The following is a 10,750-nucleotide window of genomic DNA, read 5'->3' as shown; positions in this document are numbered from 1 at the left end:
TATCGCACGACCGGCGGCGAACCCGCCGATTCGCCATGTCAGAATCGAGGCATGTCGGATGCCCCCGCTCGCCCGAAGCCCATCGGGCTCGCCATCAGCCTCATCATCCTCGGAGCGTTCGGGCTCCTCGCAGCATGGGAACTCTCGCTCGAGAAGGTGCTCACGCTCGCCGATCCGAACCACATCCCGAACTGCAATGTCGGTGTCCTGGTGGGCTGCAGCACGAACCTCGCGTCGTGGCAGGGCTCGGTGTTCGGCTTCCCGAACCCCTTCGTCGGCATGATGGCGTGGCCCGTCGTGATCACGATCGGCGTGGCGCTGCTCGCGGGTGCGACCTTCTCGCGCTGGTTCTGGGTCGGGTTCAACCTCGGCGTGGCGGGTGCGCTCGTCTTCGTCGGCTGGCTGATCTTCCAGAGCATCTACGTGCTCGACGTGCTCTGCCCCTGGTGCATGCTCACCTGGGCGGTCACGATCCCGACCTTCTGGCTCGTGACGCTGCACAACCTGCGTTCGGGGCAGATTCCGGCCTCGGCACGCGTGCGGCGCCTCGCCGCGGGGTGGTACGGCTGGATCCCCGTGATCACGGTCGTCTGCTACGCCGTGGTGATCCTGCTCGCGCAGGCGCAGATGAACGCCATTCCCCGGGTCCTCATCGACCTTCAGAACCTCTGGCGCTGACGTTCGGCGATCAGACCTCGAACGACGGATGCCGCGTCGACGCGAAGTGCGTCGACGCGGCATCCGTCATTCATGGGCGGCGGCCCCTCGACCGTTCGCGGGTCAGGCGAACCAGAGCGAGAGCTCGCGCTCGGCGGACTCGACCGAGTCGGAGCCGTGCACGAGGTTCTGCTGAACCTTGAGACCCCAGTCGCGGCCGAAATCGCCGCGGATGGTGCCGGGAGCGGCGGTGGTCGGGTCGGTGGTGCCGGCGAGCGAGCGGAAGCCCTCGATCACGCGGTTGCCGGCGACGCGGATCGCCACGACGGGGCCGGACTCCATGAACTCGACGAGGGGCTCGTAGAAGGGCTTGCCCTCGTGCTCGGCGTAGTGCTTCGCGAGGAGCTCGCGGTCGGCTTGGACGAGGCGGATGTCGACGAGCGAGTATCCCTTCGCCTCGATGCGGCGCAGGATCTCACCGGTCAGGTTGCGGGCGACGCCGTCGGGCTTGACGAGCACGAGGGTCTCTTCGATTGCGGTGGTCATTCCAGTTCCTTTCGGTAGGCGGCGACGGCCGCCGCCTTCTCTCGGTCGATGCGTTCGCCGACGATCATGCAGTACGCCCAGATGCCGCCGAAGAGTGCTCCGATGAAGAACATCCCGGGGTTCAGGAAGCCGGCGAGGAGGATGAGCGCCTGCGTGATCCAGCCGAGCAGGTACGCCCAGCGGTGTCGCAGCAGTCCGATCGTGGCGATCATGAGCACGATCACGACGCCCCCGGCGACGAGCGGCGCCCAGCGCGGCAGCCCGAAGGCGCTCCCGGACTCGGGCGTGAGGCCCCAGATCACGAGCGCCGCGAGGAACACGACGATCAGTTCGAAGCCGAGCACGATCGAGGCGAGGCTCGCGCGCACCGAACGGGGGGCGGATGTCGCGGCAACCGCCTGCGTCTCGGGAGCGGTCTCATCGGGGTTCCGGTCCGCGGGCACCTCGGGGTCGGCGGGCAGGCTCATCGCGCGCTCCATCCGCGGTCGGCGGCGATCCGGATGGCGTCGCCGACGAGGACGACGGAGCCCGTGACGATGACGGCGCGCCGGTCGCCGTCACCGGCCCAGTCGCGCGCCTCGTCGAGCGCATCGTCGACGCCGTCGATCACGGTCACCCGGTCGGCACCGACCTTCGCCGCGACGATGCCGGCCAGCTGGTCGGCATCGGTGGCGCGATCGGATTCGGGCGTCGTGACGATGAACTGCGCGTCGAGACCCGCGAGCACGTCGACGATGCCGGACGCGTCCTTGTCGCCGAGCACGCCGAGCACGACGACGAGCTCCTCGAAGTCGAACGACTCCCGGATCGAGGCGACGAGCGAGCGGGCGCCGTGCGGGTTGTGCGCGGCATCCACGATGACGGTCGGGCCGGAGCCGACGATCTGCAGTCGGCCCGGCGAGGTGACCGTGCCGAGGCCGACCTCGACGACCTCGTCGGCGAGCCGGACGCTCCCGCTGCCGATGAAGGCCTCGACGGCAGCCACCGCGACGGCGGCGTTCTGGGCCTGGTGGCTGCCGAAGAGCGGCAGTGCGAGGTCGTGGTACGAGCCGGCGAGCCCGCGGATCGAGACGAGCTGGCCGCCGACGGCGACCGTCGTGGAGATGACGGCGAACGCGTCGTCCTCGACGGCGAGGGTCGACTCGGTGAGGTCGGCCGCGTTCTCGAGCACCTTCAGCACCTCGTCGCGCTGTCGGGCCGACACGACCGCGGCGGACGGCTTGATGATGCCGGACTTCGTGCGCGCGATCTCGACGACGTCCTTGCCGAGACGGCTCTGGTGATCGAGGTCGATGGGCGTGATCACGGCCACCTGGCCGTCGGCGACGTTCGTGGAGTCCCATTCGCCGCCCATGCCGACCTCGAGCACCATGACGTCGACCGGCGCGTCGGCGAAGCACGCGAACGCGAGCACCGTGAACGCCTCGAAGAAGGTCAGGGGCGACTCGCCGGAGCCCTCGAGCTCGGCGTCGACGATCGCGATGAACGGCTCGATCTCCTCCCAGTTGCGGGCGAGCGCCTCGTCGCGGATCGACTCGCCGTCGATGCGGATGCGCTCGGTGAAGCGCTCGAGGTGCGGGCTCGTGAGGAGGCCGGTGCGCAGTCCGGAGGCGCGCAGGAGGCTCTCGATCATGCGGCTCGTGGAGGTCTTGCCGTTGGTGCCGGTGAGGTGGATCACGGGCGCCGAGCGATGCGGGTCGCCGAGCAGCTCGACCGCGCGTCGCGTGGGCTCGAGCCGTGGGCGCGGTGCCCCCTCTCCGACGCGTTCGAGCAGTGCTGCGTAGACGGCATCGGCGGCGTCGCGGGCCTCGGGGTCGAACTCGTCGTCGTCGCGGTCGGTCGCGTCGCCGCCGACGACCTCGGGAGTCGATGCGTCGTCGTCGGACAGGCCGAGTGCGTCGAGCGCCTCGCGCGCGTCGAATCGCGCATCGAACGGCTCGTCGGAGTCGAACCGCTCGTCATCGGGGTCGGGCGTCTGGTCGGGTGCGTCGGTCATGCCTGCTCCAATCCGATGACGACCTTCGTTCCGCCGGCGAGCGGCGCGAGGCCGGCGACGGCCTCGACGTCGAGCTCGACGAGGTCGAGGGTCGAGGCCAGCGTCTCGCCCGTGATGAGGTCACGGTGCGTGATCGCGGCGGCGAGCGAGGTCGGGTCGAGGTTCAGCGTCAGCGCGATGCGGTCGCCCACCTCGAGTCCGGCGCCCTTGCGGGCCTCCTGCACGGCACGGACCAGGTCGCGTGCGATGCCCTCGGCCTCGAGTTCGGGCGTGGTCTCGGTGTCGAGGATCGCGAATCCGCCGTCGGCGAGCAGTGCGAGCGCACGCGAGCCGGCACCCCCGGCCTCGAGCACGAGGTCGTACTCGCCGGGTTCGAGCGCGATGCCACCGGCGACGACGGTCTCGCCGTCGACGCTCCAGTCGCCCGAGCGGGCCGCCTGGATCGCCTGCTGCACGGTCTTGCCGAGACGGGGTCCGGCGGCGCGCGCGTTGACACTGAGCCGCTTCGTCACGCCGTAGGCCTCGGCGCTCGAGGCGTCGAGTTCGACGAGCTCGACCGCCTTGACGTTGAGCTCGTCGCGCAGGATCGACTCGAACGGCGCCAGCGCCGCGGCATCCGTCGTCACGACCGTGAGCGACGCGAGCGGCAGCCGCACCCGGCGACCGGCCTGCTTGCGGAGCGCGAGCACCGAGCCGCTGATCTCGCGCACGGCGTCCATGGCGGCGACGAGCGCGTCGTCGGCCGGGAACTGCGCGGCCTCCGGCCAGTCGGTCAGGTGCACACTGCGACCGCCCGTGAGCCCGCGCCAGACCTGCTCGCTCGTGAGCGGCAGCAGCGGGGCGGCGAGGCGCGTGAACGTCTCGAGCACCGTGTGCAGCGTGTCGAACGCCTCGCTCGAAACCGCGTCGTCGGCGACTCCGACCCAGAACCGGTCGCGCGAGCGTCGCACGTACCAGTTCGTGAGCACGTCGGCGAAGTCGCGGAGCTTCGCCGAGGCGAGGGTCGAGTCGAGGTGCTCGAGGTCGGCGGTCACCCCGGTCACCAGATCGCGCAGCTTCGCGAAGAGGTACCGGTCGAGCACGTCGGTCGAGTCGGTGCGGGCGGATGCCTCGTAGCCGCCCTCGCGCGCCGAGTTGGCGTAGAGCGAGAAGAAGTACCAGGTGCTCCAGAGCGGCAGCATGACCTGGCGGACGCCCTCGCGGATGCCCTCCTCGGTGACGATGAGGTTGCCGCCGCGCAGCACCGGGCTCGACATCAGGAACCAGCGCATCGCGTCGGAGCCGTCGCGGTCGAAGACCTCGGAGACGTCGGGGTAGTTGCGCAGCGACTTGGACATCTTCTGCCCGTCGCTGCCGAGCACGATGCCGTGGCTGATGACGTTCTTGTAGGCGGGGCGGTCGAAGATCGCGGTCGACAGCACGTGCATCACGTAGAACCAGCCGCGGGTCTGCCCGATGTACTCGACGATGAAGTCGGCGGGGTGGTGCGTGTCGAACCACTCGCGGTTCTCGAACGGGTAGTGCACCTGCGCGAACGGCATCGAGCCGGAGTCGAACCAGACGTCGAGCACGTCGGGGATGCGGCGCATCGTCGAACGGCCCGTGGGGTCGTCGGGGTTTGGCCGCGTGAGGTCGTCGATGTAGGGCCGGTGCAGGTCGGGCTCCCCCGCCGCGTTCAGCGGCAGTCGCCCGAAGTCGCGCTCGATCTCCTCGAGCGAGCCGTAGACGTCGACGCGCGGGTACTCGGGGTCGTCGCTCTTCCAGACGGGGATCGGCGAGCCGAAGTAGCGGTTGCGGCTGACCGACCAGTCGCGCGCGCCCGCGACCCACTTGCCGAACTGGCCGTCCTTGACGTTCTCGGGCACCCAGGTGATCTCCTGGTTGAGCTCGCCCATGCGGTCGCGGAAATCGGGCACCCGGATGAACCAGCTCGAGACGGCTTTGTAGATCAGCGGGTTGCGGCAGCGCCAGCAGTGCGGGTACGAGTGCTCGTAGCTCGCCTGGCGGAGCAGGCGGCCCTCGGCCTTGAGCAGCTGCGTGAGCGGCTTGTTCGCGTCGCTCCACAGCTCGCCCGCGACATCCGTCACCTCGGCCTTGAAGCGGCCGCCCTCGTCGAGCGAGAGGATGACGGGGATGCCGGCCGCTTCGCCGATCTTCTGGTCCTCCTCGCCGTAGGCGGGCGCCTGGTGCACGATGCCCGTGCCGTCTTCAGTGGTGACGTAGTCGGCGACGAGGATCTGCCAGGCGTTCTGCACGCCGTAGGTCTCGACGTCGGCGTAGTAGTCGAAGAGGCGGTCGTAGGTGACGCCCTCGAGCTCGGCGCCGCGCACCGTGCGCGAGACCGCGGCGCGCGCGTCGTCGGCCGACTCGTACCCCAGGTCCTTCGCGTAGCCGCCGAGCAGGTCGACGGCGATCAGGTACTCGCCGCCCAGCACCTCGGTGTCGGATGCCGCGCCCGCCGCCTTCTCGCGGAGCACCGTGGCGTCGGGCGTGCCGTTGGGCCCCGCGGGCACCACGGCGTACTCGATGTCGGGCCCGACGGCGAGGGCGAAGTTCGTGGGAAGGGTCCAGGGCGTCGTCGTCCAGGCGAGGGCGCGCACGGCGGTGAGGCCGAGCGCCTCGGCCTTCGCGCCCGTGAGCGGGAACGTCACGGTGACCGTCTGGTCTTGTCGCATCTTGTAGACGTCGTCGTCCATGCGCAGCTCGTGGTTGGACAGCGGTGTCTGGTCGCGCCAGCAGTACGGCAGCACGCGGTGGCCCTCGTAGGCGAGGCCCTTCTCGTGCAGCTGCTTGAACGCCCAGATCACGGACTCCATGTAGGTCGTGTCGAGCGTCTTGTAGTCGTTGTCGAAGTCGACCCAGCGGGCCGAGCGCGTGACGTACTCCTGCCACTCCTTGGTGTAGCGGAGCACCGATGAGCGTGCGGCCTCGTTGAAGGCGGCGATGCCCATCTCCTCGATCTGCGCCTTGTCGGTGATGCCGAGCTGGCGCTCGGCCTCGAGCTCGGCGGGCAGTCCGTGCGTGTCCCAGCCGAATCGGCGGTGCACCTGCTTGCCGCGCATGGTCTGGAAGCGAGGGAACACGTCTTTCGCGTACCCGGTGAGGAGATGGCCGTAGTGCGGAAGGCCGTTCGCGAACGGCGGGCCGTCGTAGAAGACCCACTCGGGCGAGCCCTCGCGCTGGTCGATGGACGCCTGGAAGGTGCCGTCGGCGTTCCAGTACGCGAGCACGTCGCGCTCGCCAGCGGGGAAGTCGGGCGACGCGGCGACGCCGTTCTCGTCGGGGGTACGCGGGTACACGCGGGCTCCTTGGGTGAGCGAAGCTTGCACGAGGACGCCGGATGCTCGTCGAGCCGCCGCCGCGGTACCACCTCGCTTGTCGCCCGACCTGCGCCGTGCGACCTCTCTGAACGGCTGTGACGGGCCGACCCGTTCGGCTCTACTGACGAGCGGCGGCCGTGGCATCCGTTCGCGTTCTTCCGAAGACTCCCCGGTGATGGCCGGATCGATGTCTGTCACACGATTGTACGCGTCGCGGGGTCGCGATAGGCTCTCGAACGGCCATGAGAGCGCTCTCACGGCTGGATCCGACGCACCGCCTTCGTGGCGGACGACTTCGACGACGAACTCCGGAGCGCCGATGACCGACCACCCCGCACTCCCGGCGACCACGCTCGCGCGCCGCGGATTCATCGCCCTCGGCGGTTCCGCGATCGCCGTCGCCCTCGCCGCGTGCACCGCGCAGCCCGACCCGGCCGGCTCCGCGACCTCGGCGGCCGCGCCCGCGCCGTGGAAGCCACCCGCCGATCCGATGCCGTTTCCGCCGGACTACGTCTGGGGCACGGCCACCAGCGCGTACCAGGCCGAGGGCGCGACGGACGTCGACGGACGCGGGCCGTCCATCTGGGACACCTTCGCCGCGGTGAAGCGCAACATCAGGGGCGGCGCGAACGGCGAGCCGGGTGCCGACCAGTACCGCAGGTACGAGTCCGACGCCGACCTCATGAGCGATCTCGGCGTGGGCGCGTACCGCTTCTCGATCTCGTGGTCGCGCATCCAGCCGACCGGGTCGGGCCCGGTGAACCAGGCGGGCGTCGACCACTACCGAGCGCTCGTCGAGGCGCTCGTGCGCCGCGGCATCCGCCCGGCGATCACGCTGTTCCACTGGGACCTCCCGCAGGCGCTGCAGGACGCCGGCGGCTGGCGGAACCGCGAGACGGCGGCGCGGTTCGCCGAGTACGCGCGCATCGCCTTCGACGCGTTCGGCGACGTCGAGGCCGACTGGTTCACGATCAACGAGGCGAAGACCCACGCGTTCGTCGGCCACTGGTTCGGCGTGCATGCCCCCGGGCTCACCGATCCGGATGCCGCGGCGGCCGCCGTGCACCACCAGCTGCTCGCGCACGGACTCGCGGTGCAGGCCTTCCGGGCCTCCCGTGCGAAGGGTCGCATCGGCATCGCGCTGAACCTGCTGCCCGCGTACCCGACGGATCCGGATGCCACCGGCGGTGCCGAGCGCGTCGACGCGAGCGAGAACCGGCTCTTCCTCGACCCCGTGCTGCTCGGCAGCTATCCGTCCGACGCGATCGGCCCGTACCCGGGCTCCCTGCCCGCCGACGCGACGGCATTCGAGGCGCTGCAGCTTCCCGGCGACCTCGAGGTGATCTCGGAACCGTGCGACCTGCTCGCGATCCAGTACTACGGCGTGACGGGCGTGGATCCGAACGGCAACACCGTCGAGATCGCGCCGACCTCGGCCGCGACCTGGCAGCAGATCCGGGCCGAGGGCCTCTACGACGTCCTCACCCGCCTGCGCGACGACTACCCTCCGATCCCGATCCTGATCACCGAGAACGGCATGCCCGACCCGTTGCCGGCCGTCACGATCGACGACCCGTACCGCGTGGACTACCTGCGCACCCACTTCCAGCAGGCTGCGAGAGCCATCGACGACGGCGTGCCGCTCATCGGGCACTTCGTGTGGTCGCTCCTCGACAACTTCGAGTGGGCCGAGGGCTACGCGCAGCGCTGGGGCATCGTCGCGGTCGACTTCACGACGCAGGAGCGGATGCCGAAGGCCAGCGCCGGGTTCTTCTCCGACGTCATCGCCGCGAACGCGGTGTCGCCGGCCTGACGCGGGTCGAGGCCGACGCGGGTCGAGGCGCACCAGGGAGCCGGGGCCGTCGGGTGTCAGGGAGCATCGAGGACCGGCGCGAACCCGCGGCACACGGGTGCGACCGCGCGCGCCACCTCGGCGGCGAGATCGCCGCGTTCCACGCCGGCGAGCGCCCAGCCGCCGGCGGCCGTGGCCGCGGACGCCGTGGCGGCGTTCGCGGCGGCCCGGATGAGCGTCGGATCGGCTCCGGCTCCGGCACTGGCCGCGACGAATCCGGCGAGCTCGCGGGAGACCGCGAGGTAGCGGCTGAGCCCGGCCGAGAAGAACTCGTCGGAGGTGGCCATGGGCTCGCGCTGGCTGAGGGCGATCGGCACGGCGCCGTGCGGATGCCGCGCGGCGAGCGCCACGAGCACGTGCTCGAGTCCCTCGGACGGCGCGAGAGCTGCCGGAGTCTCCTCGATGATCGTGGGCAGCGCCGCGATCGTCTCGTCGGCATCGAGCCAGAGCAGGTCGGACTTCGACGCGAAGTAGTTGAAGAAGGTGTTTCGGCCGACGCCCGCGCGGTGCGCGATCTGGTCGATGGTCGTGCCGGCGTACCCCTGCTCGAGGAACAGTTCGCTCGCGGCGTCTTCGAGGGTCCGGCGCGACGAGGCACGCGGGCGGCCTCCGCGGGGGCGCGTGCCGTGGTCGTCGGAATCCGTCATACACTCATTATGGACCGAGTACGAAAACCTCTTGATCCGCTCCCCCACGCCGCATCACCCAGAGGAGTCACGTCCGCATGACGTCGCGTCGCAGCATCCGCCCACTCACCCTCGCCGCGCTCGCCGCAGCGAGCGCGCTCGTGCTCGCGGGCTGCACCCCCGCGGGTGATTCGCCCGAGTCATCCGGCGATCCCGTCACCGGCGGCACGCTCGTGTACGCGTCGGGCGACGGCGAGCCGAGCTGCCTCGACCCGCACGTCGGCGGCAACTACCCCCAGGCGCTCATCGTCGGGCAGTTCCTCGAGTCGCTCGTGTCGCTCGACGAGTCGGGCGAGGTCATCCCGTGGCTCGCGACCGAGTGGACCGTGACCGACGACGGCCTCACGTGGGACTTCACGCTGCGCGACGACGTCTCCTTCACCGACGGCACACCGCTGAACGCCGAGGCGGTGAAGGTCAACGTCGAGCATCTGAAGAACCCCGACACGCAGTCCTCCACCGGCTACCTCGCGCTGGGCAAGGTCGACTCGGTCGAGGTCGTGAACGACACGGTCGCGCGCTTCCACCTCAGCGCGCCCGACAGTGCACTGCTCGAGTCGCTCACGCAGCCGTGGAACGCCATCGAGTCGCCCGCGGGCATCGCCCGCGGCATGGAGGAGAACTGCCTCGCCCCGATCGGCACCGGGCCGTTCATCGTCGACGAGTGGGTTCCCCAGGATCACGTGTCACTCGTGCGCAACGACGACTACAACACCGGGCCCGCCGACCGGGCCCACGACGGCGCCGCCTACCTCGACGGCATCGAGTGGCGGTTCATCCCCGATTCGGCGTCGCGCTACGCCGCACTGCAGGCCGGTGAGGTCGACGTCATCGACAACGCCCAGCCCGACACCCTCGACCAGGCCGCGAAGTCCGGCTCGCTCGTCGAGATCGACGCCCCGCGCCCTGGTGCGTCGAACCGCATCGAGCTGAACTCCGGTCAGGCGCCGTTCGACGATGTGCGCGTCCGCGAGGCGTTCATCCGCGCGGCCGACGTGAACGACGGCATCGACTCGCTCTTCTTCGGCACCGCCGAGCGCTCGTACTCGGTGCTCTCGAGCGTCGAGCCGCTCGCCTACTCCGATGGGGCGCTCTTCGACACCGACCTCGACGCGGCGAACGCCCTGCTCGACGAGGCGGGCTGGACCGAGCGCGATGCCGACGGCATCCGTTCGAAGGGCGGCGTGCCGCTCACCGTGCGCTTCCCGGTGTCGACGAACCAGTCGATCCCCGCAGAGCAGTCGCTCTTCGAGCAGATCCAGGCCACCGCGAAGGAGGCCGGGTTCGACGTGCAGCTCGAACCGCTCGACCTCTCCGGCTGGTACGGCGCCCTCTTCGCGAACGAGTACGAGGCCGTCAGCGCTCCCTACACGAAGGTCGGCCCCGACGTGCTGCGGATCCTGTACCACTCCGACTCGATCACGCCCGCCCCCAGCGGGTACTTCGCCAACCTCGCCCAGCTCGACGACCCCGAGCTCGACGCGCTGCTGACCGAGGCGGCATCCGAATCCGACCCCGATGCGCGGGCCTCGCTCTACGAGCAGGCGCAGCAGATCATCCTCGGCGGTTTCTACGCCCTGCCGCTCTACGACCAGCAGAACCACTTCCTGCACTCGCCCAAGCTCGAGGGCGTGCGTGCGATGCCGACCGTGTCGACGCCGACCTTCGCCGACGCCTGGCTGGCAGACTGAGC

The 10,750-nt window shown here is 70.3% G+C and carries 8 protein-coding genes; 3 read left to right on the top strand and 5 right to left on the bottom strand.

Annotated elements, in window-relative coordinates; genetic code table 11:
* Positions 1 to 51: 51 nt before the first annotated feature.
* Positions 52 to 678: a vitamin K epoxide reductase family protein gene (locus tag ATC03_RS09875; protein ID WP_067876285.1), complete on the top strand. Its 627-nt coding sequence runs from the start codon at positions 52 to 54 to the stop codon at positions 676 to 678.
* 102 nt (positions 679 to 780) lie between these two features.
* Here the strand turns inward: ATC03_RS09875 and ndk are convergent, their stop codons facing one another.
* Genes ndk through ileS form a run of 4 tightly spaced genes read right to left on the bottom strand, consistent with a single transcriptional unit; the run spans position 781 to position 6,498 of the window.
* Positions 781 to 1,203, bottom strand: coding sequence for a nucleoside-diphosphate kinase (gene ndk, locus ATC03_RS09870; RefSeq protein ID WP_067876282.1), 423 nt, complete (start codon positions 1,201 to 1,203; stop codon positions 781 to 783).
* A complete protein-coding gene (locus ATC03_RS09865; RefSeq protein ID WP_161490333.1) occupies positions 1,200 to 1,670 on the bottom strand; it encodes a DUF4233 domain-containing protein in 471 nt (156 codons plus the stop codon). Before ATC03_RS09865 ends, ndk begins: the two co-directional genes overlap by 4 nt.
* Positions 1,667 to 3,199: a bifunctional folylpolyglutamate synthase/dihydrofolate synthase gene (locus tag ATC03_RS09860; protein WP_084003409.1), complete on the bottom strand. Its 1,533-nt coding sequence runs from the start codon at positions 3,197 to 3,199 to the stop codon at positions 1,667 to 1,669. The genes ATC03_RS09865 and ATC03_RS09860 overlap by 4 nt, the downstream gene beginning before the upstream one ends.
* Positions 3,196 to 6,498, bottom strand: a complete 3,303-nt coding sequence (gene ileS, locus ATC03_RS09855; protein ID WP_067876278.1) for an isoleucine--tRNA ligase — start codon at positions 6,496 to 6,498, stop codon at positions 3,196 to 3,198. Before ileS ends, ATC03_RS09860 begins: the two co-directional genes overlap by 4 nt.
* A gap of 340 nt (positions 6,499 to 6,838) precedes the next feature.
* Here ileS and ATC03_RS09850 point away from each other — a divergent pair, with 340 nt between their 5' ends.
* Entirely contained in the window at positions 6,839 to 8,332 is a 1,494-nt protein-coding gene (locus ATC03_RS09850) for a GH1 family beta-glucosidase (RefSeq protein ID WP_067876274.1), read from the top strand.
* A gap of 56 nt (positions 8,333 to 8,388) precedes the next feature.
* Here the strand turns inward: ATC03_RS09850 and ATC03_RS09845 are convergent, their stop codons facing one another.
* Entirely contained in the window at positions 8,389 to 9,018 is a 630-nt protein-coding gene (locus ATC03_RS09845; protein ID WP_067876271.1) for a TetR/AcrR family transcriptional regulator, read from the bottom strand.
* Between the two features lie 77 nt (positions 9,019 to 9,095).
* On the opposite strand from ATC03_RS09845, the gene ATC03_RS09840 reads away from it, so the two are divergent.
* A complete protein-coding gene (locus ATC03_RS09840) occupies positions 9,096 to 10,748 on the top strand; it encodes an ABC transporter substrate-binding protein (RefSeq protein ID WP_067876267.1) in 1,653 nt (550 codons plus the stop codon).
* Positions 10,749 to 10,750 lie beyond the last annotated feature (2 nt).

Source organism: Agromyces aureus, assembly GCF_001660485.1.
GTDB lineage: Bacteria > Actinomycetota > Actinomycetes > Actinomycetales > Microbacteriaceae > Agromyces > Agromyces aureus.
The sequence above is the reverse complement of the archived record's forward strand: the minus strand, read 5'-3'. Positions and strand labels throughout refer to the sequence as shown.